Annotated in this window: 17 protein-coding genes; 10 read left to right on the top strand and 7 right to left on the bottom strand. The window is 71.0% G+C overall.

Annotated features, from left to right (window positions below):
- Window positions 1-288 precede the first annotated feature (288 nt).
- From D7W81_RS10300 to D7W81_RS42300, 3 genes are all read left to right on the top strand, one after another.
- Window positions 289-894: a hypothetical protein gene (locus D7W81_RS10300; RefSeq protein WP_120555169.1), complete on the top strand. Its 606-nt coding sequence runs from the start codon at window positions 289-291 to the stop codon at window positions 892-894.
- Window positions 895-993: 99 nt separating this feature from the next.
- Entirely contained in the window at window positions 994-2,319 is a 1,326-nt protein-coding gene (locus tag D7W81_RS10295) for a flavin monoamine oxidase family protein (protein ID WP_120555168.1), read from the top strand.
- 85 nt (window positions 2,320-2,404) lie between these two features.
- Complete coding sequence (locus D7W81_RS42300) at window positions 2,405-3,814, top strand: hypothetical protein (protein ID WP_158621538.1); 1,410 nt, start codon at window positions 2,405-2,407, stop codon at window positions 3,812-3,814.
- Here D7W81_RS42300 and D7W81_RS10285 read toward each other — a convergent pair.
- Window positions 3,804-4,892, bottom strand: coding sequence for an EAL domain-containing protein (locus tag D7W81_RS10285; RefSeq protein ID WP_120555166.1), 1,089 nt, complete (start codon window positions 4,890-4,892; stop codon window positions 3,804-3,806). The two genes, D7W81_RS42300 and D7W81_RS10285, sit on opposite strands and share 11 nt — an antisense overlap.
- A 15-nt stretch (window positions 4,893-4,907) precedes the next feature.
- Entirely contained in the window at window positions 4,908-6,359 is a 1,452-nt protein-coding gene (locus D7W81_RS10280) for an LVIVD repeat-containing protein (protein WP_158621536.1), read from the bottom strand.
- 183 nt (window positions 6,360-6,542) lie between these two features.
- On the opposite strand from D7W81_RS10280, the gene D7W81_RS10275 reads away from it, so the two are divergent.
- Window positions 6,543-10,127 (top strand): PD40 domain-containing protein, encoded by a 3,585-nt coding sequence (locus D7W81_RS10275; RefSeq protein WP_120555164.1) that lies wholly within the window; start codon window positions 6,543-6,545, stop codon window positions 10,125-10,127.
- A 45-nt stretch (window positions 10,128-10,172) separates the two neighbouring features.
- Here the strand turns inward: D7W81_RS10275 and D7W81_RS10270 are convergent, their stop codons facing one another.
- Window positions 10,173-10,643, bottom strand: a complete 471-nt coding sequence (locus D7W81_RS10270) for a hypothetical protein (RefSeq protein WP_120555173.1) — start codon at window positions 10,641-10,643, stop codon at window positions 10,173-10,175.
- Window positions 10,644-11,003: 360 nt separating this feature from the next.
- Between D7W81_RS10270 and D7W81_RS10265 the strand changes: the two genes are divergently transcribed.
- Window positions 11,004-12,842 carry a CotH kinase family protein gene (locus D7W81_RS10265; RefSeq protein ID WP_120555163.1) on the top strand — a complete coding sequence of 613 codons (1,839 nt, stop codon included), beginning with the start codon at window positions 11,004-11,006 and terminating at the stop codon, window positions 12,840-12,842.
- Between the two features lie 98 nt (window positions 12,843-12,940).
- A complete protein-coding gene (locus D7W81_RS10260; RefSeq protein ID WP_244227118.1) occupies window positions 12,941-13,933 on the top strand; it encodes an NAD(P)/FAD-dependent oxidoreductase in 993 nt (330 codons plus the stop codon).
- Between the two features lie 3 nt (window positions 13,934-13,936).
- On the opposite strand, the gene pbpC is transcribed toward D7W81_RS10260, so the two are convergent.
- Both pbpC and D7W81_RS10250 read right to left on the bottom strand, forming a co-directional pair.
- Window positions 13,937-16,297, bottom strand: coding sequence for a penicillin-binding protein 1C (gene pbpC / locus D7W81_RS10255; RefSeq protein ID WP_120555161.1), 2,361 nt, complete (start codon window positions 16,295-16,297; stop codon window positions 13,937-13,939).
- Between the two features lie 5 nt (window positions 16,298-16,302).
- Window positions 16,303-22,017 (bottom strand): Ig-like domain-containing alpha-2-macroglobulin family protein, encoded by a 5,715-nt coding sequence (locus D7W81_RS10250; RefSeq protein WP_120555160.1) that lies wholly within the window; start codon window positions 22,015-22,017, stop codon window positions 16,303-16,305.
- A gap of 470 nt (window positions 22,018-22,487) precedes the next feature.
- Here D7W81_RS10250 and D7W81_RS10245 point away from each other — a divergent pair, with 470 nt between their 5' ends.
- The 4 genes from D7W81_RS10245 (at window position 22,488) to sthA (ending at window position 25,932) form a co-directional block, all read left to right on the top strand.
- Window positions 22,488-23,234 carry an RNA methyltransferase gene (locus tag D7W81_RS10245; RefSeq protein ID WP_120555159.1) on the top strand — a complete coding sequence of 249 codons (747 nt, stop codon included), beginning with the start codon at window positions 22,488-22,490 and terminating at the stop codon, window positions 23,232-23,234.
- Between the two features lie 92 nt (window positions 23,235-23,326).
- Window positions 23,327-23,554 (top strand): hypothetical protein, encoded by a 228-nt coding sequence (locus tag D7W81_RS10240; RefSeq protein WP_438503355.1) that lies wholly within the window; start codon window positions 23,327-23,329, stop codon window positions 23,552-23,554.
- A gap of 44 nt (window positions 23,555-23,598) precedes the next feature.
- Window positions 23,599-24,426, top strand: coding sequence for a pseudouridine synthase (locus tag D7W81_RS10235; RefSeq protein WP_120555158.1), 828 nt, complete (start codon window positions 23,599-23,601; stop codon window positions 24,424-24,426).
- A 102-nt stretch (window positions 24,427-24,528) separates the two neighbouring features.
- Window positions 24,529-25,932, top strand: coding sequence for a Si-specific NAD(P)(+) transhydrogenase (gene sthA, locus D7W81_RS10230; protein ID WP_120555157.1), 1,404 nt, complete (start codon window positions 24,529-24,531; stop codon window positions 25,930-25,932).
- A gap of 30 nt (window positions 25,933-25,962) precedes the next feature.
- Here sthA and encD read toward each other — a convergent pair whose 3' ends face one another.
- Window positions 25,963-26,304: an encapsulin nanocompartment cargo ferric reductase EncD gene (gene encD / locus D7W81_RS10225; RefSeq protein WP_120555156.1), complete on the bottom strand. Its 342-nt coding sequence runs from the start codon at window positions 26,302-26,304 to the stop codon at window positions 25,963-25,965.
- A 10-nt stretch (window positions 26,305-26,314) separates the two neighbouring features.
- The gene (locus tag D7W81_RS10220) at window positions 26,315-26,677 is read right to left on the bottom strand and encodes a nuclear transport factor 2 family protein (RefSeq protein WP_120528677.1); all 363 of its coding nucleotides are present in this window, start codon (window positions 26,675-26,677) and stop codon (window positions 26,315-26,317) included.
- Window positions 26,678-26,768: the final 91 nt, after the last annotated feature.

Raw genomic sequence — 26,768 nt, 5'->3', positions numbered from 1 at the left:
GGGGCATCGAGGTCACGGTCTCCTGGCGGGGGGCAGGCCGGTCGGCCAGCCTCCGCTCTTTGGCCAGCACGCTAGGTGAATCCGGAATCAGCTTCAAGCACCCCACCCGGCGGCCGGAGCGCCGGTTGTCGGGAGCGGACCACGCCCCACGGGCCGGGGAGCGAACAGGCACGCATCCGGTCTTCTCCCTCCGACCTCTCGCTGACTCCCATCACCCCTAGGTTTTGCCCAGCGGGGAGCTCCCGAGGGTGCCGCCCCGTCCCACTCACATCATCCGGGAGAGATTCCATGAAGAAGCTCATTGGGGTTTTTGCGTCCGTGGCGTTGCTGGGTTCCGGCGTGGCCTTTGCCCAGGACAGCACGACACAGGGCGCCCAGCAGCCGTCGACGTCGTCCGGCAGCATGCAGGGCTCCCCCGGCAGCGGCACGGGCAGCCCGGATGCGGTCGGCGGGTCGGGGTCGTCCGCGGCGCACTCGACGGGCTCTTCGAGCATGACGGGCTCGAACGAGCTGACGGGGAAGGTCGTCAAGAGCGAGAGCAAGAAGGTCTACGTCAGCAGCACCAGCGGCGCGGTGGTGCCCCTGGACATCGACAGCAAGACGCAGTTCACCGACCCGAGCATGAAGAACGCCAAGAGCCTGAAGGAGGGCCAGGAGATCCGCGCCAGCTTCCAGGTGAAGGACGAGAAGAACATGGCGACCAGCATCTCGCCGAGCTCGGGCACGGGCGGCTCGGGCACCGACGTGATGTCGCCGGACTCGTCCATCAACGAGGGCACGGGCGGCTCGGGCATGGATGACAAGAACCAGGACGTGGGCAGCGGCGACGACTCCACGATGAACCCGGACACGGGCTCCAGCACGGGCTCCAGCAGCTCGCCGAAGACCTACTAGCACCGCGTCTCCCCTTCCCTCGCGGCCCTTCCGTTCGTCGGATGGGCCGCGGGCGTCCTTCCATGATGGGCGCTTCGCGCAAGGCGGAGCAGGAGCGGCATGGAGCACAAGGCGGATGTCGTCATCCTGGGAGCCGGCGCGGCGGGGCTGGCCGCGGCCGACCGACTGATGGGCAAGGGCCTGCGGGTCATCGTGCTGGAGGCGCGAGACCGCGTGGGCGGCCGCGTGGCGACACTCCGGGACACGGTGGCGGACGTGCCCCTGGAGCTGGGGGCGGAGTTCGTCCACGGCAAGCCCGCCGCGCTGCTGCGGCGCATCCACCGCGCGGGGCTGACGGTGAGCCCCTGCAACGACACGCACGCGCTCCTGTGGCGGGGCAAGCTGGACGACGGAGAGGATGCCTTCGCGTTCGAGGCCCCCCTGATGGCCGCGAAGGGACCGGACCGTCCCATGGCGGCGTGGGTCGCGGAGCAGGCGCGCATCCACGGCTGGCCACCCGTCGTGAGCGCGATGGCGCGCTCGTATGTCCAGGGGTTCTACGCGGCGGATCCGGAGGTCGCGAGCACGCTCGCCATCGCCCGGATGGAGCGGACCGCTGACGCCTCCGGAGGCACGACGCCTTCACGCGTGCTGGAGGGGTACGACCGCGTGATGCATGCGATGGCCGCGAAGCTGCTCGCGAAGCCGGACACGCTGTTCCTCAACGCCGTGGCCGAGGAGGTGCGCTGGAAGCCGGGCGGCGTCCGTGTGCGGGCCCGGACCCGGCAGGGCACTCCCCTGGGGACGTTCCAGGGGGAGCACGCGGTGGTGACGCTGCCCGTGGGCGTGTTGCAGGCGAAGCCGCCCTCCCCGGGGGCCGTGCGCTTCGTGCCGCGCATCCGGGCGCAGGAGGGGGCCTGGAACCGGTTGGTGATGGGCTCGCTGGTGAAGGTCCTCCTCCGCTTCCGCACGGCGTTCTGGCGGGAGCAGGAGGCCACCGCGCGCTTCGGCTTCTTCCACGCGCCCGCCTCCCCGTTCCCCACGTGGTGGACGCTGTCGCCGCACCGCCGCACCCGGCACCTGGTGGGCTGGAGCGGAGGCCCTCCCGCCGCGGCGCTGTCGCGCATGAGTGAAAAGGCGGTGTTGGCGCGCGCGCTCCGGAGCCTGTCACAGCTCTTCCATCGCCCCGTGCGGCAGCTGGATGAGCAGTTGGAGGCGTGGCACGTGCAGGACTGGCAGGCCGAGCCGTATACGCGCGGTGGTTACGCGGTCATCCCCTCGGGCGCGATGGACGCTGTCGAAGCGCTGGCCAGGCCCGTGGGCCGGACGCTGTTCTTCGCCGGAGAGGCCACACACGCAGACGGGGATGAAGGCACCGTGCATGGCGCGCTGGAGACCGGCCGGCGTGCGGCGGACGAGTTGCTGGCGCGGCGCTCGAAGGCTTGAGCCCTGGCTGTCCCGCAGGCAGGCCAGCGGGCGAAGGAGTGCTGGCCGCGATGTGGAAGCGTTCGCGCGTGAACATCTTCCGGGCATGCGCATCTGGATCGCCATCGTCGCGGGATTGAGCCTTGGACAGGCGCAGGATGTGGCGCCACTGCCCCCGGAAGATCCCTCCGTGAGGGACCCCGCTGCCGCGGCCCTGCAGGATGCCTATGAGCAGGCCGCGGACGACATGGACGGGGCACGTCCTCCGCAGGGCTATACCCTCCAGGCTCCGACGGATCCGACCGAGGGCAACTACCGTTCGCTGACGCCCATGCTCCCGGATGGGAGCGCGCCCGTGACCTCGGGTCAGGTCGCGGTCCAGCAGTCCCAGACGTATGTGCCTCCGCCCGTGCCCACGGTCTTCGAGCAGCAGCCCGCCCCCACCGAGACGGCGGAGACGGAGCAAGCACAACCCCTGTCGGGCACCGGAGGCGCGGGCGCGGCGGGCACTGCTTCGACCGTGGGGGGAACCACCGCGGGGCAGTCCGATACCGGCGCGGGTGCCGCGGGGACTTCCCCCTCGTCCGGCCCCACCAACGCGAACGCCGCGGGCTTCGGTGGCACCTACGACACGGGCGCGACCTCCTCGACGGCTCCGGGCAACGTCGCGCCGGGCACCACGGGTGAGGTCCCGCTGGATTCGTCACGCGTGACGGTGCAGGAGCCGGGCACCTCCACGTCCGCGACGGGCGGCGCGGGGACCGCCGGGACGACGGACACCCCCACGTCCGACGGGGCCGCCAGCCCCGCGGGGGCTCCCACTCCAGTGACTCCGGCGCCCGCGACGGGTGGCGCGGGGACGGCGGGGACCGGGAACGCCGCTCCGCCGGGCTCGACCGCCGTGCCTTCAACGGGGACGACGGCTCCGGCTCCGGGTGGAACGTCGCCAGTGACGCCTTCGAATCAGACGACGCAGGGCGCCCAGGGCCAGCAGCCACAAGGCGCCGCCGGTGCGAACGCCAACGCGGCCAACGAGGAAGCGACCCGCCTGCGCCAGCGCATCGCGGACCTGGAGCAGGAGATGGAGACTCGCGACACGCGGGCCACCGAGCGCACCCAGGCCGTGCAGTCGCAGGTGGATACACACGAGCAGCGCGCGTACGAGGCCGAGCGCGCCCGGCAGCAGCGACTGGCGCGGATCCAGTCCGGCGGCCAGTGGATGCTCGCGGCGGATCAGGCGATGGAGCAGGGCGAGCTGGGCGTGGACAACGCCCTGGGCATCGCCGACGAGGACTTCTCCGTCGTGCGCGAGAGCGCTTCGACCTACGGCCAGGGCACGGTCGTGGTGCAGGCCGAGCGCATCCGCGCGCAGATCGCCATCGCGCGGGATGCCGCCAACCGCCGGGACACCTACGCCGCGCGCATCGCCCTGCAGAACGCGGGCTACATGCTGCAGCTGGCGCGCGCCGCGAGCCTGGAGCAGTCCGGGACGTCCAACGTCCTGCTCAATCCGTGATGCGCGGGGTGGCGCTGGCGGGGGCGGCCGCGGGCCTGGCGATGAGGTAGCCCTGCACGAAGTCCACCCCGTGGCGGCGCACCCAGGACAGCTCCTCGGCCGTCTCGATGCCCTCGGCCACGGTCTGGATGCCCAGCTGCTTCGCGATCTCCAGCAGCTTCTGCACGATGGACGCCTTGTAGGGGTCCTCGTGGACGCCTCGCACCAGCTCCATGTCCAGCTTCATGAACTCCGGCTTGAGCTGGTGGATGAGGTTCAGCGACGAGTAGCCCGCCCCCAGGTCATCCAGCGCCACCTTGAAGCCCGCCGCCCGGTAGAAGTCCACGATGCCGCGCAGGTGCGCGGCGTTGGCGGCCCGGTCGGATTCGATGATCTCGAAGACGACGTGCGACTCCGGGATGCCCGACTCGCGGATGGCGGCCACGGTGGAGCGCAGGCAGTAGGCCGGGTCGTAGATGGCCGTGGGCGTGAAGTTGATGAACAGGTGCGTGCTCAGCCGGTGCCGCACCGCCTCGCGGATGGCGGTGGTGCGCGCGGCCAGGTCCAGCTGGAACAGCAGGTCCGCCTCGCGGGCCGTGTCGAACAGGCGGTTGGGCGGCACCAGCGCGCCGTCCCGGTCACGCCCGCGCAGCAGCCCCTCGTGCGCGAAGATGCGGGAGGTGTCCTGCGCGTGGACGATGGGCTGGAAGAACGTGGTGAGCCGCGTCTCCGCCAGCATGTCCACCAGCCACCCGGACTGGTGCAGCGTGGTGAGCCGTTGCAGTGAGTCCACGCGCGGGAAGTCCGCCATGCCCGGCTCGCCGTCACCGGCGATGAAGAGGGCGCGCGTGCCCCGCACCTCCTCCGCCGTCAGCACGTTGGGCAGGTGCGCGGAGAGCTTGCGCAGGCCGCCCTCCCCCATTCCCACCACGACGCACTGCGCATCGGTGCGCAGCTGGTAGGTGCCCCCCGAATCACGCAGGTGCGCCACCAGCTTGCCCAGGCTGTGGCCCAGCGGCGGCCACAGGAAGAGGCGCCCCGGTGCGTCGGGCGTCTCGGGCAGGGTCTGGCAGCGGCCACATCCGTTCAACGAGGTCATGGAGCGGCCCTGGCGTCACGGGGTGTGGCGGAAGATGAGCAGGCCCCGCGTCGTGTCCCACCCATACACCAGGCCGTCCGCGACGTGAACGCCCTGAAGCCCGTCGAAGTAGCTGAGCCCCCGGTTCGCCTCGGTTTCGTTCCAGGTGTTGAAGTACCCGGCGGCCTTCGGCGTCCCCAGCGTGGCCACGTCGTACACCCGCAGGCCGTCCTGGTAGTTGGCCACGTAGAGCGTGGTGCCGGACAGGGCCATGCCGCCCATCGTCGCCTCGGGCCGCAGCGGCAGTTCGCCGCGCTGCACGATGGCCTCCGGGTGCGTGGCGTCCAGCGCCAGGAGCGAGGAGCCCCACCCGTCCGAGCCCTGGTAGACGACGGTGGAGTCCCCCAGCTTCCCCACCGCGAGGGCGCTGGTGGACGGCCCGCCGAAGCGGCCCAGGAGCTTGGGCACCTTCGTCGTCGTCGCCAGGGGCGCGAGGTCCGTCACCGTCACGCCGTAGCTCCAGTTGCTCACGTACAGCCGGTTGTCCTGCACCGCCAGCGCGTAGGGGTACTCGTTCAGGTCGGCCGAGGCGCCCTCCACCGTGTAGCGCACCACGAGCGTCGGCGCGGACGGCTGGGTCACGTCCAGGATGACGATGTCCGACTTGGGCAGGGGCGACGCCACGTAGAGCAGGTTGCCGTCCTTCGACATTCCGTCCACCCGCACCTTCAGGTCCGCCAGCACCGTCTTGTCGCAGGTGGGGACCTCCGGGTTCGCGGCGAGGTCGCAGATGCGGATGCCCGTGGCGTAGGTGCCCAGGTAGAGCGTCGTGCCGCTGATGAGCGTGCTGGTGAACGTCTCCGTGGGGATCTTCAGTTCGGACACCAGCGCCGGGTGCGCGGGGTCCTTCACGTTGAAGACGAACAGGCCCTCGGTGCCCGCGATGACGTAGGCGTAGCCGCCCGCCACCGCCACGCCGTTGGCCGCGCCCCGGGGCAGCGCGCCCTGCCCCAGCAGCGCGACGCGGTCGGACTCGGCTTCCCCCGCGCGACGCGCCACGCGCACCGCGGTGAAGGTGCCGTTGCGCACGGTCTCCCCGTTGCGGCACACGCGCGCCACGCCCAGCACCGCGCCCGGCCCGGAGGCCTTGCAGCCGGAGAAGGCGTAGCGCAACGTGGAGCCGTCCGAGCCCGTCACGTCGCTGGCCAGATAGAACGTGTCCGGGGTGACCTGCTTCGTCGTCATGGACAGGCCGACGAGCAGCGGATCCCCGGGGGAGAAGCGGATGGAGGACGGGCCCGTGTAGCCGTCGTCGAAGTTGATGTTGGTGTTCCAGATGCCGTCGGCCTGGACGGCACTCAACGTCGACCTGTCACAACCGGTCAGGTCGATGGCTTCAACCTGACACTCGGCCTTGGTTTCGGAACTGTCCTTGCCACAACCGAAGGCGAGGAACGCGGTAGCGGCGACGAGCGGGAAACGGTTCATTCCCTCCTCCATACCGGGCGATCCCGACCGCCGCCAAGTCCCCCGGCGCGCGCAGAGGGGGAAGGCCCGGGACGTCCACCGCAACGCAAAGAAACAAAACGACCGCTTGTGCGTTTCCGGTGGGAGAGGGAGCCTTCCGCCGGGCCCCTGACAGCCTGTCTCCTCGCCTTACCGAGGTGCTTTTTGAACCCCCGTCCGCACGTGATCGCCGTGCTGCTGGCCCTGCTCCTGCCGGAGCTCGCGCTGGCCCAGGTCTTCGTCGTTCCCCGTCGCGCGGGGAAGACACCCGTGAACAGCTACGAGTTCGAGTGGCGGCACGTCGACATCCTCGTGGGCCCCGGCTCGACCGGCCTGGCGAAGCCCGCCGACCACACCGCGCATGATCAACCCCCCGGCACGCAGGGTGGCGCCAACCCGAGCGCGCCCACCACGTCACCCAATACGGGCGACACACAGTCTCCGCCGGGCGGCCCGGAGGTCACCCCTTCCGGCAACGTAACCATGGCCCCTCCGGCGGATCGGCCGTCCGCGTCGGGCGGCATCGCGCTCGACATGGGCGCGTCCGACGCAGGAGCGCCCCCGCCCGTCGTGGGCCTTCCCGACGGCGGCATTCCGCCCCCGGGCGTGGTGGCGCTGGCGGACGGCGGCACGGCGGGGGACGCGGGCACGCTCGCGGGCGTCACCAGCGCGGACGGCGGCCCGGTGTTCTCCGGCGCGCCGCTCCTCCTGGGCAACACGGACGCCGGCTTCAACTACACCTACGCGAAGGACCTGGGCTCGAAGACGGGCGGCGTGCGCTTCTACTTCTACGAGCGCGAGCGCGAGGTGGCCGAGCGGGCCGCGCCCATCATCGAGGAGGCGTACCGGTACCTGGTGGACCAGTTCAAGTACGTCCCCACGGAGACGTTCCCGTACATCCTGTACAGCAGCTACGCGGAGTTCCTCCAGACGAACGTGTTCGCCGTCTCCGAGGGCACGCTGGGCGTCACCTCCACGGAGGACCTGAAGCTGTCGCTGCCGTACCTGGGTGACCACCACCTCTTCGAGGAGGTCAGCACGCACGAACTGGCGCACCAGTTCACCATCCAGAAGGTGCGCACCGTGGCCGAGCAGGCCAAGACCTTCGGGGATCCGCTGGGTGGCTATCCGCTGTGGTTCATCGAAGGCCTGGCGGAGTTCTACGCCAAGCGCGGCCTGGACCCCGAGGCGGAGATGATGGTGCGGGACCTGCTGGTGAACCCGGACCTGATGAAGGGCTACGCGTTCCTCGACTTCTTCTCCCCCGGGCCCTACGGCTACCTGTGGATCTACAAGGTCGGCCAGGCGCGCGTGGCGTTCCTGGAGGCCGAGTACGGCGCGGGCATCACCCAGCGGCTCCTGGAGGAGGCGCCGCGGCTGGTGGGCGGCTCGCGCGATTCGCCGTCGCTCAAGTTCGAGGAGCTGCTGGAGCGGCTGACGGGAGATGACCCCAAGCGCATCTCCGCGCGCTTCGAGAACTGGCTCAAGCGCCGGGCGTTCAAGACGTACCTGGACTCGTCGCAGACGGCGCCCGCGCTGGACTCGCTGGACGAGACGCCGGGCATCGTCACGGCGATGGCCAGCGGTCCGGACGGCAACGTGCTGGCCCTGCGCACCATCGTGCCGGAGACGGGCGAGAGCCGGCTGTACCTGACGGATCCGCGCACGCCGGGCAAGACGGTGAAGGTGGCGGGTGACGGCGTGCCGGGCGTGGAGTCCCTGCACCCGGTGTCCGGCCGCAACTTCGCGCTGACCAAGGACAAGCTCGCGTTCGTGGCGGAGCGCACCGGCCGCGACGTGCTCTACGTGCAGGACTACGTGCACATCTCCGAGAAGCGCGCCACGGACGTGCTGGTGAGGCGCTCGGCCGTGCGCACGGGCATCGGCACGGAGGTGGGCCTCAACGTGAAGCTGGAGACCGGGGACCGGCGCCGCTACCGCATCGACAAGCAGGGCGTGCTGGCCATCTACTCGCCGGCCTTCTCCCCGGACGGCCGCTACGTCGCGTTCATCGGCATCAACGACGCGGGCCTGCGCGACGTGTACCTGGTGGACCTGACGCAGGGTGAGGACGCGAAGATCCGCAAGCTCACCGACGACGTCTTCGCCGAGCGGCAGGTCACCTGGGGCCCGTCCGGCATCATCTACACGTCCGACGCGACGTCGCACCGCAAGTACAACCTCTTCCGCGTGAAGCCGGATGCACCGGCGGGACAGGCCGAGCGCCTCACCAGCGAGGACCGCGACGAGGCGGATCCGCTGGCGCTGCCGGACGGCCGCGTGTTCTTCGTGGCCTACAACGAGAGCAGCTCCGACCTGCACGAGCGGCTGGCGGACGGCCGCATCGTGCGGCGCACCGACCTGACCACGGGCGTCTTCGAGCCGGGCCCCGGCCCCGACGGCGGCCTGTGGATGCTCTTCCACATGAGCGGTGAGCGGAAGCCGTCCCTGCTGCGTCCGCCGCGCATGCTGTCGCTGGAGAGCGCGAAGGAGCCGGTGGCGGATCCGCCCTCCCCCATGGCCCTCCGGCCGCTCACCGACGCGCTGGACTACCGGCCCTTCACCCGGGAGAACATCGAACTGGGGCCCATCTTCGGCTTCGCGGGCGCGGGCGGCGGCGGCTTCGTGGGCCAGGTGTTCGCGTCCGCGTCGGACCGGCTGCGCGACCACCAGATGGTCCTCACGCTCGCGGTGTACGGTTCCTTCGAATTGACGGACGGCCTGCTGCTCTACGTCAACGACGTGGGGCGCACGACGTGGGGCGGCGGTCTGTTCCAATCGCTGCGCTTCCGCATCGACAAGACGTTCGACAACCTGCCGGCGGATCAGCGGCCGTTCTTCATCTCATCGGAGCGCTACTTCGGCGCGTTGGGCAGCCTGCGCTACCCGCTCAGCACCTTCTTCTACCTCCAGGGCGACCTGAGCATCGGCGGCACGAAGTACTTCCTGGATGACTTCAGTGAGTTCTACCTGGCGTTCCCGGAGCGCAACGAGTCCAACCAGGAGCTGCTGTCGGCGTGGCGCGCGGACAACCAGCACATCCGCTTCCAGACGGAGCTGAGCGGGCGCATCGGCTACGACAGCATCAAGTACCACTACGCGACGGGGCCGCTCGCGGGCAGCTCCGTGCTGCTGGAGGCGACGGCCGGCGTGCAGCCCTTCGACGGGCAGGCGTACGGCAACCTGCGCCTGGACGCGGAGCGGTACTTCCCCATCTACGGCCGCACCAACTTCTTCGCGCGCCTGGGCGCGGGCACCACGGTGGGCGGCCGCTACGCGCGCTCCTACTACCTGTCCAGCTTCGACACCCTGCGCGGCGTGAACTTTGGCGACGAGCGGTGGCTCTTGGGCCAGCACTTCGTCTACTCCACGCTGGAGGCGCAGCTGCCCCTCAACGACATCATCCGGGTGGCCTTCCTGAGCGACCTGGAGGCCATCGCCGCGGTGGACATGGGCGGCGTGGGCGACGGAGCGAGGGACCTCTGGGACCACCGCGTGCTCAACGCCGTCGTGGGCTTCAACCTGTCGCTGGGGCCCCTGCTGTTGCGCCTGCACTTCGCGAAGCCCTTCGACATCAATGCCGCCGAGGGCAAGCCTGACGAGGGCTGGGTGACGAACTTCTCCATTGGCGTCGCCGGCCTCAACGGCTTCTTCGACACCAAGGGCGACCGCAGGCCGGGGTCCAGCACGCCGGGCCCCGCGCTGATGCCGGCCCTGGGCGGCGGCTACACGACGCCCATGGTGCACTGAGGCAAGGGGCGCGCGCTTCCCGCGACCCCGGGAGGCGCGCTCGTTTCAGGACTGCGCGGCGACGAGGGCGGCGTTGGCGCGAGCCAGCGGCCCCCCGTCATTGGGGATGCGCTCGAAATCTCCGCGCAGGGCCTTGATGGCGAACTTCTCCAGATCAATCTCCCGGCGGGAGCGCACGCCCAGCGCCCGCACCAGCACGGACAGGGGCCCGAAGCCGGTGAGGCCGTGCTGGAAGAGCAGCGCCAGGGTGACCCCGCCAAGCAGGCGCAAGCCCCTACCGGACTTGCTGCCCAGCAGCAGGCCCGCCAGCGCCACCGCGGGGACGCCAACGACCAGGGTCCGGTGCACGTCCCACTCGTGCTCCAGCTTGTCGAGGTACTCGCTCATCTTCGAGCGGTCCCCCTGCTCCGCCATGTAGCGGACACACGACTCCACGTGAGCGTCGATGCGCCGGTTCATCGTGGAAGGCGCGTGGGTGCGCACGGCATCCGTCGAGGTCTGGTTCCAGGACTCCATCATCACTCCCTTGACGGACTCGGGCCGTCCTCCAGCCTGCTCCCAGGAAGCTAGGGCCGCCGGTCGCGTCCGTGCACAGGGCGACTTCCGGCGGCCGTCGCCCGGCTGCCCGCCCCGGGGACGATGACGCCGGCTGCCTCCTGTTCCGGAAAGCAGGCAGGCAGGCCGGGCCCTTCCCTTCACGCGCTCCGTCATGAACTCCAGGTGAGGGCAGGCGAGCATTCCGGGGAGGGAAAGAGTTTTCCTTTCATTGGGTCGTCCCGCGCCCTTGTGACGCCAGTGAGGACTTCCTCGCAGGCGAAGGAGGGTCCCCTCCGGCCACCTGGTCGGGAGGCATGGGGCTTGCTCAAGGGTCGGACGATGATGCGCCTACGACTTCTGATCAGCCTCTCGATGCTGCTGGCCGCTTGTGGCGGCGGCACGTCGAATCCCGATGACCCACAGCCTTCCGTGACGGATCCCAGCATCACGGACCCGGGCGATCCGGACGCCGGTGTTCCTGACGCGGGCTCCGCGGACTCGGGCTCACCGGATGCCGGTGCTTCCGACGGCGGCTCGGTGGATGCGGGCACGGGCTCCGGGGACGGCGGGAGCGCGGATGCCGGGACGGATCCGCAGCCGGTGCCGGAGGTGGAGCGGCCCTTCACGCTGCCGAAGGTCCAGACGTCGCTGCCGGAGTACGCGCTGATCATCCCTCCGGAGGCGATGGAGAAGTTCCAGAAGGACCCGTGGACGGAGGAGCAGGACGCGACGTTCCAGGCGAGCGGCAAGACGTTCCCGGTGAAGGTGCGGCTGCGCGGGGCCTCGGCGCGCTTCTTCGACAAGAAGAGCTGGAACGTCAGCTTCGCGGACAAGGACAAGTTCGAGGGCCGCACGTCGCTCAACCTCGTGGCCGAGTACGCCGACGCGTCGATGCTCGCGGAGAAGATCTCCTACGACCTGCTGGCGGCGCTGCGGGTGCCGGCGTCGAAGGCGACCTTCGTGCGGCTCTCCGTGAATGGCCAGTACGAGGGCGTGTTCCTGGAGGTGGAGCAGGTCAACAAGGCCTTCGTCAAGGCGAGGCAGTTCCCGGACGACGACGCGTCCATCTACCGCGCGGGCTGGAAGGACACGGAGTTCAAGACGTGGAAGGTGCCCTACCAGGGCGACTGGGTGAAGAAGACCAACGAGAGCGAGCCCGACGACAAGCTGTGGGAGGTGCTGGACGTCATCAACCACACGCCGGAGCCGCAGTGGGTCGCCGCGCTGGAGAAGAACCTGGAGGTGGAGTCCTACGTGCGCTCCATGGTGCTGGACGCGCTGATGTCCAACAACTACGTGGAGGACTCCGAGAGCTACTTCATGCACGACCAGATCACCGGGCGCTGGCGGTACGTGCCCTGGGATCTGAACAACGTGGATGCGCGCTGGTGGTACACGAACACGGTGCAGGACCAGACCGGCACCACGAACACCATGAAGCACCCGCTGTTCAACTTCACGCTGCTGGATGGCTGGGTGGAGAAGATGTACCAGCAGCGCAAGCTGGAGCAGGGAAGCTATCCGGGCTACCTGCCGGTGTTCTCCAACCTGGGCACGCGCGTGGTGATGAACCCCGTGCTGCGCGCCCGGCTGGAGGCGCGGCTGGACAAGGCGCTGGACGAGCTCTTCAAGCCGGAGGTGATGGACCCGTACATCGATCAACTCCACTCGTTGATTGACGCGTCCATGAAGACCGACCCCTACATGGACTACGCGAAGTTCAGCGCTGGCAAGGCGTACATGAAGCGCTTCGTGAAACTGCGCCGCGAGTTCGTGATGGCGGAGGTGAAGCGGCTGAAGGCGCAGCAGTCCACGCTGGTGATGGAGGCGTTCGACCCGCGCGGGGGCTGGGTGGAGGTGGGCAACCATGGCACGCAGGAGGTGTCGCTCCAGGGCATGACGCTGACGACGAACCTGCGGGTGAGCCTGGCGGGCGGTGACTACGCGCCCACCATCGTGAAGGCCCCCACGGGCGCGGTGCTAAACAACATCACGGTGGCGCCGGGGCAGACGGTGCGGCTCACCGCCGCGTCGCTGGGCATGACCTTCCCCTCCAAGGGCGAGGTGGGCCTGTTCGACGGCAGGTCGGTGGTGGGGATGAAGGACGCGCTGTTCTACGGCGAGCTGCCCGCGGGCAGGTATTACGTCCGGGGCGCGGAGGGCTGGGAGGTGCGCTGAGTCGTCGCGCGGACATCGACCGAGGGCAGGACGTGCGGGGCGGGCAGGGACGGGTTAGCACCCGGACCATGCCCGCCTCTCGCGTTCTGGATGAGCTGTTGTCGCGCCGTTCCGGTCCCCTGCCCCGCGTGGCCGTCATTGGCGCGGGCATGTCCGGGCTGGCGCTCGCGCGGGTGCTGACGGGCGCGGGCTTCGGCGTGCGGGTGCTGGACAAGGGGCGCGGGCCGGGAGGACGGCTGTCCACGCGGCGGAGCGCGGATGGGGGCACGTTCGACCATGGCGCGCAGTACTTCACGGCGAGGGATCCGCTCTTCCGGTCGCTGGTGGAGGCGTGGGTGGCGGAGGGCGTCGTGGCGGAGTGGCACGGGCGCATCGGGACGCTGACGCGTGGGGTGGTGAGTCCCGCGAAGGAGTCCGTGCGGTACGTGGGCGTGCCGGGCATGAACGCGGTGGCGAAGGCGCTCGCGGACGGGTTGGACGTGCGCACCGGGGTGCGGGTGGAGCGGGTGGAGCGTGAAGCAGGCGCGTGGCGGTTGACGTCGGAGACGGGCGAGGACCTGGGGCTGGCGGACGTGGTGGTGGCCGCGGTGCCCGCGCCGCAGGCGGTGCAGTTGCTAGCGGGTGCGCCCGTGCTGGCGGCGCAGGCGGGGACTGTGGGGCTGTCGCCGTGCTGGGCCGTGATGGCGCGGTTCGAGGCACCGGTGGCGGTGGAGCTGGATGGCGCGTTCGTGGAGGACTCGCCGCTGTCGTGGGTGGCGCGCGACACGAGCAAACCGGGGCGGGCTCCGGGTGAGCGCTGGGTGCTTCACGGGTCGCCGGAGTACAGCGCGGCGCACCTGGAGGAGGCGGCGGAGGCGATGGCTCCCAAGCTCGTGGAGGCGTTCGGACAAGCGCTGGGCCGGGACGTGCGCGCGGTGGAGGCCGTGGCGCACCGGTGGCGCTTCGCGATGCCTTCACCGCCGCTGGACGCGACTTCGCTGTTCGACCCCGCGCTTGGGCTGGGCGCCTGCGGTGACTGGTGCGCGGGGCCTCGCGTGGAGGGCGCGCTCCTCAGTGGTGTCGCCCTGGCCCGGCGGATTGCCGACCGCTGAAGCCTACTGCCGTTCGCGCACCACCAGCGTGCGGCGGGCGGTGAGCCCGTGGTCGTCGGTGACGAGGATGTCGTGCGTGCCCACGCTTGGCTTCCACCAGAGGCGCTCGGCGGCCCTCGCGGTCCCCAGGACGGCTCCGTCCACGAACCACGTCAACTCCCGGTCGTGCGCGGCTTCGGCCTCCAGCGGGATCTTCTGCTCGTCCGTGTTCATGCCCGGGATGAGCAGCGCCACCTGCCCTTCCGGCGGCGAGAGGATGGTCGGCGTATCGCGCTCCCCTCCCGCGACGCAGCCGGGCGCCAGGGGCGGCGGTTCAGGCAACTGACGCTGCTGCTCCGCCAGCCACCGCCGCAGGCTGGACGGCCAGGTCAGGTACACGCGTGACTCCGTCTTGCGCCCGTCCCGGCAGCCCGGCCCCACCGCCAGGCCCGACGCCACGTCCACCTCCACCCGGTGGTGATACGGACACGGCGTCGTCGGCACCGCCGTGCGCACCGCGTCCACCCGCTTGCGCTGCGTGCACGCGTCCGTGGGCAGGTGCCCCGAGTACGCGCACACCTCCACGCCCACCAGGTCCGTCGGCGGCGCGGCGTCCTCCCCCTGCAACGCCGTGCCCCGCGGCCCGATGCCCTCCAGGATGTCGAACAGCAGCGGGGCCGCGTTCTCCGCGCCCACCAGGTGCACGCTCGACGCGTGGTCGAAGTTGCCCAGCCACACCACCGCCGTGTGCTTCGGTCCGGAGCCCGCCGCCCACGCATCCCGGTTGCCGAAGCTCGTCCCCGTCTTCCAGTGCACCCGCGCCGGCAGCCCCGTGAGCCGCCGCCGCTCCGGGAAGTCCGGCCGGTCCCTCAACGCCAGCGCCTGCCGCGTCAGCCACGCCGCGCCCGGCGACATCAGCGTGTAGGCCTTCTTCGGCGCCGCGTCCTCCGCCAGCACCCGCAGCGGACGCGCCTGCCCATCCCCCGCCAGCGCCACGTACAAGCCCGTCAACTCCAGCGGCGTCAGCTCCAGCCCGCCCACCGCCGCGGACAGGCCGTAGTGCCCCGGACGCGGATCCAGGCTGGCGACCCCCGCCTGCCGCAGCGACGCCAGGAAGCCCTCTACCCCCACCCGCTCCAGCAGCCTCACGAACGGCAGGTTGAGCGACTGCGACAGCGCGGACTCCATCCGCACCAACCCCAGGAAGCGCCCGTCGAAGTTGCGCGGCTGGTAGCCGCCATACGCCACCGGGATGTCCGGCACCAACGTCTCCGGCCCCACCAGGCCCTGATCAATCCCCTGCGCGTACAAGAACGGCTTGAGCGCCGACCCCGGCGAGCGCGGCGTGGCGAAGCCGATGATCTGCCCGCCGTGCTTCTCATCGAAGAAGTCGAAGTTGCCCACCAGCGCGCGCAGCTCACCCGTCTCCCGGTCCGCCACCACCGCCGCGCCGTTGTGGATGCCCTGCCGGTCCAACCGCCGGGCGGACTCCCCCAGCGTGCGCTCCACGAACCGCTGCGTGCCCGCGTCCAGCGTCGTCGCCAGCCACGTCGCCCCCGGCCGCTGCGCCTTGAGCCACACCGCCGCGTGCGGCGCTTCCCTCGGAAAGGGCGTGAGCGCGTCCGGCACCGGCGTCGCCCGCACCTCCGCGAGCACCGCGTCGGACGCGACGCCGTCCACCCGCAGCCCTCCGGACTCCAGCAGCCTCCGGGCGATGTCGTCCCGGGCCGAGCGCAGCCGGGCCGTGTTCTCCGGCGACGGGAAGCGCCGGTTCGGGTTCTGCGGCACCGCCAGCAGCGTGGCGATCTCCGCCGGACTCAGGTGCTGGGCCGTATGCCCGAAGTACGCGAGCGCCGCCGCCTCCACGCCCTCCATGTTGCGCCCGTAGGGCACGAACTGGAGGTACGCCTCCAGCACCTCCTGCTTGGACAACCGCGCCTCCAGCTGGGCGGCGCGGAACGACTCAATCACCTTCGAGCTGAACGTGCGGGGACGGGGCTCCAGCACGCGTACCAGCTGCATCGTCAACGTGGACGCCCCTGACACCCGCCGCCCCCGGCTCACGTTGAGGCCGAGGGCGCGCAGGGCCGCGATCGGATCCACGCCCGGGTGCTGGAAGAACCGCTTGTCCTCCAGCGCCAGCAGGGCGCGGACATAGGCCCGGTCGATGCGGTCCTTCGGCGCGGGGATGCGCCACCGCTCGTCCGGAGCGAGGAAGACGTACGCGGGCGACCCGTCCCGGTACGCCATCACCACCGAGGGGGGCGCCGCCAACCGCTCCGGCAGCGGCACCCACCAGGCCGCCACGAGGCCCGTGCCCAACAGCACGAGCCCCGCCAGCGCCACCCCCGCCCACCTCTTCACGTTGAGACGCACGCGACGCATGGGGCCTAGAGCAGGTCGTCCTTCCAGGGACCCGACACCTGCACCGTGCCCGCGGATTCACGGGCCCAGACAGTGGAGTCGTACATCGCCTCGGCCTCCGCGGACGGCAGGGTGAAGCTGCCCGCCGTCACCGCACGCACCGCGTAGACGAGCTTCTTCGTCTCCTTGGCCTGCAGCGCGCCGAACGCCTCCATCCGGTCATCGCGCACGTTCACGTAGTCCGCGGCCCACAGCGAATCCGCGTCCACCCAGTCCACGCTGCCGCCACGGCCCAGGCGGGCGTTTTCAATCTCCCAGCCCGCCGGCAACCGGTCCACCAGCGCGATGTTCTGCACGCGCTCGCCCGTGGTGTTGGTGAGCTCCAGCTCCACGTAGATGAGGTCCGCCAGCTTCACCGGCTGGGCCTTCAGGTCCAGCGTGGTGCCATCCAGCGTGCGCCAGGTGCGCTTGAGCGTCAGCCCCTGGCCGCCCACCTTCACCTCGGGCGTGGTGCGCACACCCTCGCTGTTGAGGATGAGGTACACGCTGCCGCCGCCCTTCTCCTTCAGGTCCAGCGACATGCTGGCGCGCTCGCTGGCGCGGGCCAGGGCCCACGTGCGGTCCGACACGCGCGCGTCCTTCTCCGCGAGCGACGCCACCGCCTTGCCCCCTACCGTGAGCGTGGGCGGCGTGAAGCTCGTGGCCGAGCCCTGCAGCCGCTTGCCCAGGCCGGTGATGCCCCAGACCAGCTCCTGCGTCGTGTAGTACTCCGACGTGCGCGACTCGAGCGCCGTCGCCACCATGCGCGCCAGGGGCTCGCCTTCCGGCACGGTGCCGAAGAGGTCCTGGAAGGTGCTGAGCATCAGCCCGCGCCGGCGCCGGTCCGAATAGAACGACCAGCCGTTGTGGCGCTCGTCGGTGACGGTGGACATGTCCGGGCTGCGCAGCTCCTTCTCGTAGCGGCGGTCGCCGGACAACCACAGCGCGGCCTTGAGCAGGTACAGGTCCTCCTGCGCCTGGCCATTGAGCGCCGCCTTCTTCGCCGCCGTCTCCAGCGCGCTCACCATCGCCTGCGCCCGCGCCTTGCGCCCCTTGCCCGCCATCGCGAGCACGTAGTGCATGTACGCCTCCGAGTTCTGGCCGTAGTGGTCGTCATTCACGCGGCCTTCCTTGCGGGTCAGCTCGTCGCCCATCCACGCGAGCGCGCTGTCCACGCGGTCCTCCGGCACGGGGTACTTCAGCTTGCGCGCGTCCAGCAGCATGTGCGTCGCGTAGGCCGTCCCCCAGGACACCGGCTCCGTGTTGCCCGGCCAGTACGAGAAGCCGCCCGACGCCGTCTGCATGGACAGCACCCGGTTGATGCCGGACTGCACCATGTCCTCCACCTTCGCCGTGGAGACCAGGGTCGGATCCACGCGCTCCACCAGCTGGCTCACGAACAGGAGCGGGCGGGTGGAGGACGTCGTCTGCTCGATGCAGCCGTACGGGTAGCGCACGAGGTACGAGAGGTGCTGGAGCGACTTCGCGTACGGATTGTTCGTCACCCAGACGGTGGTGCGCTCCGTCGTGGGCACCCAGCCCTGGAGCAGCGGCTTCAGGTCCGTGGTGCCCTGCGCCAGCTCCACCCGCTGGATCCTGCGCTCACGGGGTCCGGCCGGGGACAGCGGCACGTCCAGCTGCTCGCGCGACGTGTAGCCACCGCCCTCCACCGTCACGGTCAGCCGCGCCGCGCCCACCGACTGCACCGCGCGGCCCTGGAACACGAAGGTGCGGGACTTGCCGTCCTCCAGCTTCGCGCGCCCCTCGCTCTTGCCCTTGAGCTCCAGCGGCGAGCCCACCGCCTCCGGCATCGCGAGCCCCGGCACCGCCAGCGCCTCCGCGGACAGCGACACCTTCACGTCCTGCGCCTTGCCGGACAGGTTGGTGACGAAGACGGGGATCTGGATCTCGTCGTTCTGGGTGAGGAAGCGCGGCAGCGTCGTCTGGAGCACCAGCGGGTCGCGCACCAGCACCTGCGCGCTGGCCCGGCCGATGCGCTTGTTGCCCGCCGTCACCACCATCACCCGCACCGCGCCCCGGTACTGCGGCAGCTTGAAGGGCACGCGCAGCTTGCCGTTCGCGGGCACCTCCACCAGGCCGCTCCACAGCGCCACGGGCTTCACCGGCTGAACGCGGCCTTCCGCGCCGCCCTCGTCACCACCGGTGGAGCTGGAGTTGCCGCCGGGCGGCACCAGGAGCGCCCAGCCCACCGTCTCGAAGGTCTGGATGCCCAGCGCGCGCCGGGTGAAGATCTCCTTCAGCGGATCCGGGCTCTGGAAGCGCGTGAGGGACAGGATGCCCTCGTCCACCACCGCCACGGTGGCGAAGGTGGGGCCCTCCACGCCCTCCACCGCGACGTCCACGGTGAGGGTGTCGTTGCTGCGGACCTCCTTGGGCACCGTCAGCGTGACGGCCTGGGTGAAGTCCACCGGCTCCAGCGCGATGCTGCCTACGCCGAAGGCGCGGTCCGGCATGAACGCCTGGGCGGATTCCAGGTGCGGGTCCTTCACCAGGAACGCGCTCACGTACACGTTGGGCGCGTACTCCTTGGGCGTGAACGACCAGGACACCTCGCCGGGCTCCACCTGCTTCCACGCGGTGGTGAGCACGCGGTCGGTCTCCACCGTGAAGAGGACGCGGCCCCGGTAGGGTGCCTTCATCTTCACCGTGAGGGTTTCGCCCAGCTTGCCCTTCGCGGGCAGCGCCAGCTCCAGCGCCGTGGGCTTCTGGGGCCGCGGCGTCTGGTCCACGCGCGAGCCCTCGCCCCACCAGTAGTAGCGCCCCTCGCCTTCGATGGAGAGGTCCGTCTGGGTGTTGCCCGCGCGAGCGCGCACGAGGTAGCCCGCGCCGTCGCGGCCCGGCAGCACCGTGGCGGTGAAGCGGCCGTTCTCCACCTTCACCGTCGCCTCGCCCTCCCGCTGCGGGCGCAGGTAGCGCTGGTAGCGCTCGTAGCCGGACTCCTCGTCGTAGTAGTAGCCGTAGTTCTCCTCGAGCAGCTGGTACTCCAGCACCACCGTCTTCGGCGCCTTGCCGTCGGTGAGGAGCTGGCCGTCCCAGTCCACCACCACACCGGACACCGTGAAGGGCGTGGCCGCCTTCACCTTCTGCGTGTTGGCCTGGAGGCCCAGGTAGTACGCCTCCGGGTGCACGGGCACGTTGGCCTCACCGATGGTGGAGCGGCCGCTGCCGGACTCGAAGACGCTGGCCACCGCGGACAGCCGCGTCGCGCCCTTGATGGCGCCTGACGCCGCCTGGGCCGGGCAGTTGAGGAGCGCCTGCCCCTTCGCGTCGAGCGTGCCCTTCACCTGCCCCAGCGTCACGGGCCGGGGCGTGTTGCCGTCCTGGCGCCAGACGCCGTAGGTGTACTGGGCGTTCTGCTTGGGCTTGAAGGGCACGGACTCCAGCCGGCACGTCATCTCCACCGGGCTGCCCTCCGCGGAGCCGCCGAAGAGGTACGCGGCCTCCACGCCCACGGGGATCTCCTTGCCCTGCACGTAGCCGGGCGCCGTGGTGCTGGCCGTCACCTTCATGCGCTCCGGGACGAACTCCTCCACGTTCACCGCGTAGGAGGCCAGGTCGCGGTCCGCCACCTTGAGGCGCACCCAGTAGTGGCCCGTGTCCTGGAACGCCGCGAAGGCCTGGTCGAACGCCACGAGGCCCGCCGCGTTCGTCTTCAGCGTCACCTTGCGGATCTCCCGCTCGTGCGGGTCGATGACGCGAACCTCCACGGGCATGCCCACGGGCGGCGCCAGGTTGTCCTGGCCGCGCAGCACCGCGGCCACGTGCGCGGTGTCGCCGGGGCGGTACACGCCACGGTCGGACCAGATGGAGGCGCGGTAGGGCTGCTCGGCGCGGTACGGCTCGCCCTGCACGTCCGAGTTGGCGATCTCCGTCTTCAGCTCGTCGTACTTGAGGTACGTCAGCTCGTCGCCCTTGCGCGCCACCAGCGCGAACGGCGCGCTGTCATCCACGCCGGGCGCGGGCACCTTGAGCTGGCAGCCCGCCTCGCCCTGGGTGGTGCAGCGGGACACGGTCTGCCCGCTCTTCTTCACCAGCGACACCTCCACGCCGGCCAGGGGCTCCGTGCTCTCCAGGCCCAGGGCCCAGACCCACACCTCGCCAGAGTCCTGCGAGCCCACGGCCGGACCGCCGCGCTTGGCCACGAGGCTCAGGTCCGTGAGCAGGATGCGGGAGGCGGCCTTGTAGTCGCCGCGCTCCGCGAGGATTTCCACCAGGCCGCGCGTGTTGGCGGGCACCAGCGACGCCACGTCGATGTACGTGGTGAGCAGCGTGTCCGGCGTCGACTTGAGCGGCACGGCCTTGCGCACCAGCACGTTGCTCGTCCGCTCGTCCGCGCTCTCCGAGTACTCGCTGCCCATCCAGAAGACGAGGTTCTCCAGCGGCACGTTGCGCACCGTGAGCGTCACCTCCTCCACGTTGAGGTGCTGCAGGGGCAGGTTGCGCCACGCGCTGCGCGGCAGGTAGCGGCCGTTGGCGTTGAAGCGCACCTGGGACTGGCGCGCGGGCACGGAGAAGCCACGCGACCAGGCGCCCATGAGCGTGCCGCCGCCCACGGAGAGCGTGCCCTCCGCGATGGAGAGCGTGTGCGGGCCGCGCTTGAAGTCACCGAAGATGCGGAAGCCGCGCCGCGACGGGGCCACGGTGAACTTCACCTTCGGCTTGAAGCGGATGGCCTCCAGCGCCACCGCGTCGTTCAGCGAGCAGCCCTTGTTGTCGTTGTCGTAGTAGTACGAATCCCACTGCTCGTCGGTGGGGCTCGCCTCGGCGTTCGCCTCCACGTCACGGCAGCTCACCTCGAAGAAGAAGCCGTTGGTCCCCTCCTGGAGGTTCACGTAGGTGATGTCCATGCGCTTGCCGCCGTTCAGCGGGAAGCTGGACGTGGCCGCGGGCGCCTGGATGGTGGAGGCGCCCCCCGCGGCGGTCAGCCCCTCGCGCAGCGAGAACTGCACCGTCGCGCCGGGCTTGAGCTTCGGGTGGGTGAGCACCACGGCCAGGGAGTTGCGCGTGTCCGCGCGGGTGCTCCACTTCACGTCGCTGATGGCGGTGTCGCCCACGCGGAAGCTCACGCGGGAGCGCACGGCGGACAGGTCCACCGGGCCGGAGAAGTCCACGTTCGCGTCCACGCGGCCCTTCAAGAGGTCCATGCGCGTGGGGTAGAGCTGGGCGAACTTGAAGGCGTAGGTCGTGAAGTTGTAGCGCCACTCCCGCACCGACGGCGGCTTGATGACGCCCGCGTCGGTGTTCACCGCGTCCACGGACACGGTGTACGTCGTGCCCGCCGCGAAGCCCGTGGACGGGGTGAAGAGCAGCGACGAGGGGCCCGTCCACTTCAGGCTGCCACCGACCTCCGGCGACACCGTGACGACGGTGCCGTCGACGTTCTCGTAGCGCGGGCGCACGGGCAGCGCGAACTCGATGGAGACGCCCGTGGGGACGGCGTTCTCGCTGGCCAGCTCGTGGATGACGGGCGTGAGCTTCGCGGCCTGCACCGGCGCGGGCGTGGATGGGGACGGGGTGCTCGCGGTGGGCGTCGCGGGGGATGCAGGGGTGGCCGCGGGCGGCGTCTTCGCGGGCTCCTGCTTGCAGCCGGCGACGAGCGCGCCCACGAGCAACGCCGGAAGCAGCCAGCGGGCACGAGGTGCGCGCGCGGCCTTCGGCGGGACAGCGGACTGCGGGGACATGTTTCCTCCGGGGGTGGCTGCGGAACCGATTACATGCCGCGTGCCGTGCATGGGACGCCTCGGAGGCGCACGGAAAGTGCGGCCCGGCGACCACGTGCCGGCGCTCCCCCATGCGCGTCCGCGGGCCCACAGGGTGTCCGGGCAGCCACACTCGCGAGTGGCCTCCGGACGCGCTCGGGACGCGGGATTTCACCGCGCAGACTGGCGGTGAGACGGCTCGGCGGTCAACTGGGGGCCCTGGCCGGGAACGGGGGCGCCCCTGCCGCCCGGTGCCGCCCAACTGGTCCGACTGTCGGACCAGTTGCCGCTGCTGGCTCGGACGGAGCGGCGGGCCCCGGTCGCGGCTCCCCAACTGGTCCGACTGTCGGACCAGTTCGTGCGCTTCGCCTCCGGCGGGGAGCCCCAGCTGCGTTCTCACCTTCTCATCCAGGTGGACAGGACGCGTGTCCGACGGCGTAGGGTGCGCCGCCATGGTGCTGCCCGTCCGATTCGTCCTCATGCGCCCGCGCAACGCGGAGAACCTGGGCGCCGCCGCCCGCGCCCTGAAGAACTGCGGCCTGTCCGACTGGGCCTGGGTGACGCCGGAGGTCGAGGACCTGGGCCCGGCCCACCGGCTCGCGGTGCACGCGGAGGACGTGCTGGGTGGGGTGAAGCGGCCGGACACGCTGGACGCGGCGGTGTCCGACTGCGTCTGGGTGGTGGGCACCAGCTCCCGCAAGGTGGAGGGCAAGCGCCGCCTGTCGCCCCGGGCCGTGGGGGAGGAGCTGGTGGCGCGGGCGCGGCAGGGGCCGGTGGCGCTCGTCTTCGGGGATGAGCGCAGCGGCCTCACCAACGCGGAGGTGGAGCGCTGCCATGACCTGTCCGCCGTGCCCACCGCGCCGGAGCAACCCTCCATCAACCTGGCGCAGGCGGTGCTCCTCTATGCCTATGAGGTCCGCATGGCGCACCTCGCGGACAGCGCGCCGCCACCGGGTCCGCTGCCCCTGGCCGCCACGGACGCGGAGCTGGCCCGCGTGGAGGCCACGCTGGAGGCGCTGCTGACCACGGGGGGATTCCTCGTGGATGAGCAGCCCGGGCGCACGGCGGTGAGGGACCTGGTCGCGCCCCTGCGCCGCTCCCGGCTCACCCGGAATGAGGCCCGGCTCTGGCTGGCCGCGCTGCACACCGTGCGCAAGCACTTCCCCCAGGAGGCCCGGCCTCCCGAGGACGACACCTGAGCAGGCAGGGGGACACCCTCCCGCGCGCGGCGGGATGCCCGTGCGTCGCTACCTTTCCCGGACCACCGGAACCCTTCGGGAAGGAGCACCGCGTGAACCACATGCCCTATGAGTCGATGATCGTGGGAGGCAGCGAGCCCGGCCCTGGCCGTCAGGCGCCGCCCGACGAGGAGGTTTTCGAGGAGCCCGGCCGCACGCCCGGGACGGCGGAGGACGGCGGGCTGGAGGAGGAGTCCCACCGCATGGCGAACGGCGACGAACCGGGCCCGACGCCGGGCTCCGCCGAGGGCGACGATCCGGACGAACCGGTCCGGCACTAACTCCCAGCACGCCGCCGCCTGAGCGCGGCTATGGTGCCGCGCCCATGCCTCGCAAGCCCGAACGGCCCCCCAAGTCCCCGCCCCGCCCCAACCGCTGGGAGGGCAAGGAGAAGCCGGACTGGCTTTCCCGCGCGCTCGCCCGCGCGGGTGCCATGCCCCAGGACGAAGCGGAGGCCGCCATCAAGGCGGGCCGCGTGAGCGTCAACGGCCGCGTGGCGACCACGCCCCTGACGCCCGTGCCGCCGGACGCCGTCATCAAGGTGGACGGGCTGCCGGTGCGCAAGGTGGTGCCCACGCACGTGCTGGCCTTCCACAAGCCCGCGGGCGTGCTGACCTCCACCGCGCGCCAGCACCGCACGGGCACGGTGTTCGAGGTGCTCCTGCCCCAGCTGCCCCTGGAGCTCAACCGCTTCAGCTGGCACGCCGTGGGCCGGCTGGACGTGGACACCACGGGGCTCCTGCTCTTCACCAACGACGACAAGCTGGTGGCCCACTGCACGTCCCCGGAGACGAACCTGCCCAAGCGCTACGTGGCCACGGTGTTCAGCGTCGCGGACGACGCGAAGGTGGAGCCGCTGCGCCAGGGGATGATGCTGGATGACGGCCTCGCCCGCCCCGCCGTCGTGCGCGTGCGCGATGAGCACACGGTGGAGGTGACGCTCACCGAAGGCCGCCACCACCAGGTGAAGCGCATGCTGGGCGCCGTGGGGCTGCCCGCCCGCGCGCTCCACCGGGAGGCCGTGGGAGACATCACGCTGGAGGGCCTGCCAGAGAGCGGCTTCCGGCTGCTCAGCGACGCGGAGGTCCGCGAGAAGCTCTACTACAACGGCCGTGCGCCCGACGGCGCCCCGAGTGAGTCCGAGGACGCCTGAGCGCACGCCCGGGCCTCGGCCTCCGAGGAGGCACGAGGAACATCTGGCCGGGGCTGACTTCCGGGTGCCCTGGCCCCCCGGGGTGGGGTTAGGGTGCGGCCCATGGCGGACTTCGACCTGGTGGTCATCGGCTCTGGCCCCGCGGGTGAATGGGGCGCGGTACAGGCTTCGCTCGCGGGCAAGCGGGTGGCGGTGGTGGAGCGGGAGCCGGTGCTCGGCGGCACCGCGGCCAACACCGGCACCCTTCCCTCCAAGACGCTGCGCGAGACGGCGCTGCACCTGTCCGGCTTCAAGGCGCGCGGCCTCTACAGCGTGGACGCGACGCTGCGCCACGAGGCCACCGTCTCCGACTTCCTCTTCCGCGAACGCCGCGTGAAGCAGATGGAGCGCGAGCGCATCCACAAGAACCTCCAGCGCCACGGCGTGACGGTGTTCCAGGGCGCGGGTTCCTTCCTGGACGCGCACACCGTCGCGGTGAAGCGCGACGGCGCGGAGGTCGCGAAGCTCAGTGCCGGGACCGTCCTCATCGCCACTGGCTCCACGCCCTACCGCCCGCCGATGTACCCCTTTGGCGATCCGCGCGTGCACGACTCGGATGAAATCCTGGACATCACCACCCTGCCCCGCACGCTGGTGGTGGTGGGCGGCGGCGTCATCGGCTGCGAGTACGCGTGCATGTTCGCCGCGCTGGGCATCCCGGTGACGCTGGTGGAGGTGAAGAACGACCTCCTGGCCTTCCTGGACGCGGAGATTGGCCAGTTGCTGCGCGACTGCATGGAGACGCTGGGCGTGCGGCTGCGCCTGGGCCAGACGGTGGAGTCCGCGCACGTCCCGGAGTCGCACGAGGAGCCCATCCGCCTGAAGCTGTCCACGGGCGAGGTGCTGGAGGCGGATCAGGTGCTGGTCGCCTCCGGCCGCACGTCGAACACCGCGGGCCTGGGCATCGAGGCGCTGGGCGTGAAGCAGGGCAAGCGCGGGCAGATTGAAGTGGGGCTCGCGTACCAGACGGCCGTGCCGCACATCTACGCGGTGGGGGACGTCATCGGCTTCCCCGCGCTGGCCTCCACGTCCATGGAGCAGGCCCGCATCGCGGTGGAGCACGCCTTCGGCCCGGGCAAGCGCACGCTCACGCCCATCCTGCCCTACGGCATCTACACCATCCCGGAGGTGTCCATGGCCGGCGACACGGAGGAGTCCCTGCGCGCGCGCAGCATCCCCTACGTCGTCGGCCGCGCCACCTTCGAAACCAACCCGCGCGGGCAGATCATCGGGGAGCGGCAGGGCATGCTGAAGCTGCTCTTCCACCGCGACGACATGAAGCTCCTGGGTGTGCACGTGCTGGGGGAGCAGGCCTCGGAGCTGGTGCACGTGGGGCTCACCGCGCTGCTCACCGGCGCCACCGCGCAGCTCTTCGTGGAGACCTGCTTCAACTACCCGACGCTGTCGGAGGCCTACAAGGCCGCCACCTACGACGCGTTGGACCAGGTGCGCGTCAGCAGCGCCTAGGCTCCGGACCGCGCCGCCCCCCCGCGTCCGCTAGCGCGAGTTCTTGAGGCTGCCCACCGTGAAGCCCGACTCGCGTTGGGCCACCCGGTTCACCCCGTCCGCGGACACGCGGGCCAGCGGGGGCGCGGCGGACGGCTGCGCGGAGGCCTGCGCCGGAGCCTTCTGGGCGGGCCCCTTGGAAGCGACGCGGCTTCCCGACGCGCCCTGGAGCAGCTCCCGGATGCGCGCCCAGCGGACCTTCTCCTCCGCCATCAGCCGCACCAGCTCCTCGCGGGCGGACGCGTCCGGCAGTTCCGAGGCGGCCGCCGCCACCTTGTCCATGAAGGGCACCAGGTATCCGAAGTCCCGGTCGAAGTTGGGAGGGGTCGCCATGGAGGGCACCTTAGCCGTGGTAGACGCGCGACGCGACGATGCGCCCGCCCTTCACTTCCAGCACCTCCGCCACCGGCAGGGGGGCCTCATTGGGCGCGTGGCGCAGGTACTCCATGAACACCCGGTCCCCGTCCGCCGTGAGGGCCGTCTCCTCGTAGCGCAGGCCCGGCAGCCGGGCGATGGCGTCCCTCCACCACCGCTCCAGGGCCGGCCGGCCCACCAGGCGCCCGCCCGTCTCCGGGTGCAGGACGCGAATCTTGGGCGAGGTGTGTGTTGCATCCTCCGCGTACAGGGCAACCAGGGCCGTGACGTCGTGGGCGTTGAAGGCTTTGAGCCATGCACGGGCCAGGGAGAAGTTTTCGCTCGCGCTCATTGTTATGAGACCTCAGTCGGAACGGGGACAGCGGAACGTAGGCGGATGTACGCCCTACGTCATGCGGATTTGTCTGGTAACTGGGGCCTGT

The sequence above is a fragment of the Corallococcus aberystwythensis genome (genome assembly GCF_003612165.1).
Taxonomy (GTDB): domain Bacteria; phylum Myxococcota; class Myxococcia; order Myxococcales; family Myxococcaceae; genus Corallococcus; species Corallococcus aberystwythensis.
The sequence above is the reverse complement of the archived record's forward strand: the minus strand, read 5'-3'. Positions and strand labels throughout refer to the sequence as shown.

Excerpts from the sequence above, each read along its gene's own strand:
- D7W81_RS10300 (WP_120555169.1), top strand. The coding sequence starts at position 289 with ATGAAGAAGCTCATTGGGGTTTTTGCGTCCGTGGCGTTGCTGGGTTCC.
- D7W81_RS10295 (WP_120555168.1), top strand. The coding sequence starts at position 994 with ATGGAGCACAAGGCGGATGTCGTCATCCTGGGAGCCGGCGCGGCGGGG.
- D7W81_RS42300 (WP_158621538.1), top strand. The coding sequence starts at position 2,405 with ATGCGCATCTGGATCGCCATCGTCGCGGGATTGAGCCTTGGACAGGCG.
- D7W81_RS10285 (WP_120555166.1), bottom strand. The coding sequence starts at position 4,892 with ATGACCTCGTTGAACGGATGTGGCCGCTGCCAGACCCTGCCCGAGACG.
- D7W81_RS10280 (WP_158621536.1), bottom strand. The coding sequence starts at position 6,359 with ATGAACCGTTTCCCGCTCGTCGCCGCTACCGCGTTCCTCGCCTTCGGT.
- D7W81_RS10270 (WP_120555173.1), bottom strand. The coding sequence starts at position 10,643 with ATGGAGTCCTGGAACCAGACCTCGACGGATGCCGTGCGCACCCACGCG.
- D7W81_RS10265 (WP_120555163.1), top strand. The coding sequence starts at position 11,004 with ATGATGCGCCTACGACTTCTGATCAGCCTCTCGATGCTGCTGGCCGCT.
- pbpC (WP_120555161.1), bottom strand. The coding sequence starts at position 16,297 with ATGCGTCGCGTGCGTCTCAACGTGAAGAGGTGGGCGGGGGTGGCGCTG.
- D7W81_RS10250 (WP_120555160.1), bottom strand. The coding sequence starts at position 22,017 with ATGTCCCCGCAGTCCGCTGTCCCGCCGAAGGCCGCGCGCGCACCTCGT.
- D7W81_RS10245 (WP_120555159.1), top strand. The coding sequence starts at position 22,488 with ATGGTGCTGCCCGTCCGATTCGTCCTCATGCGCCCGCGCAACGCGGAG.
- D7W81_RS10235 (WP_120555158.1), top strand. The coding sequence starts at position 23,599 with ATGCCTCGCAAGCCCGAACGGCCCCCCAAGTCCCCGCCCCGCCCCAAC.
- sthA (WP_120555157.1), top strand. The coding sequence starts at position 24,529 with ATGGCGGACTTCGACCTGGTGGTCATCGGCTCTGGCCCCGCGGGTGAA.
- encD (WP_120555156.1), bottom strand. The coding sequence starts at position 26,304 with ATGGCGACCCCTCCCAACTTCGACCGGGACTTCGGATACCTGGTGCCC.
- D7W81_RS10220 (WP_120528677.1), bottom strand. The coding sequence starts at position 26,677 with ATGAGCGCGAGCGAAAACTTCTCCCTGGCCCGTGCATGGCTCAAAGCC.